Below are 374 nucleotides of genomic sequence, written 5' to 3'. Positions count from 1 at the left end.
ACAGCGGTCGCCCAGGCCCACCTACGCCACCTCAACCCCTTCCCGAAAAACCTCGGCGAGGTCCTGAAGCGCTACGACAAGGTCGTGGTGCCGGAGATGAACCTCGGGCAGCTGGCCACGCTGATCCGGGCGAAGTACCTGGTCGACGCCCAGTCGTACAACCAGGTCAACGGAATGCCTTTCAAGGCGGAGCAGCTCGCGACGGTTCTCAAGGAGGCCATCAATGACTGAGGTGACCGACGCCCCCACCACCCTGCTGTCCCTGGTGCCCAAGGCCGAGGCCGAGCAGTCGATGAAGGACTTCAAGTCGGACCAGGAGGTCCGCTGGTGCCCGGGCTGCGGGGACTACGCCGTCCTCGCCGCCGTCCAGGGCT

Annotated in this window: 2 pseudogenes; both read left to right on the top strand. The window is 65.8% G+C overall.

The features are described from left to right. Positions 1-231, top strand: a pseudogene (locus WDV06_RS37205) (2-oxoacid:acceptor oxidoreductase subunit alpha); the annotation flags it as partial. After that, a pseudogene (locus tag WDV06_RS37200) lies at positions 224-374 on the top strand (2-oxoacid:ferredoxin oxidoreductase subunit beta); the annotation flags it as partial. The pseudogenes WDV06_RS37205 and WDV06_RS37200, both read left to right, overlap by 8 nt.

It is taken from the genome of Streptomyces racemochromogenes (assembly GCF_044129415.1).
Lineage (GTDB): Bacteria > Actinomycetota > Actinomycetes > Streptomycetales > Streptomycetaceae > Streptomyces > Streptomyces racemochromogenes_A.
This window is presented reverse-complemented; position numbering and strand designations above follow the sequence as displayed.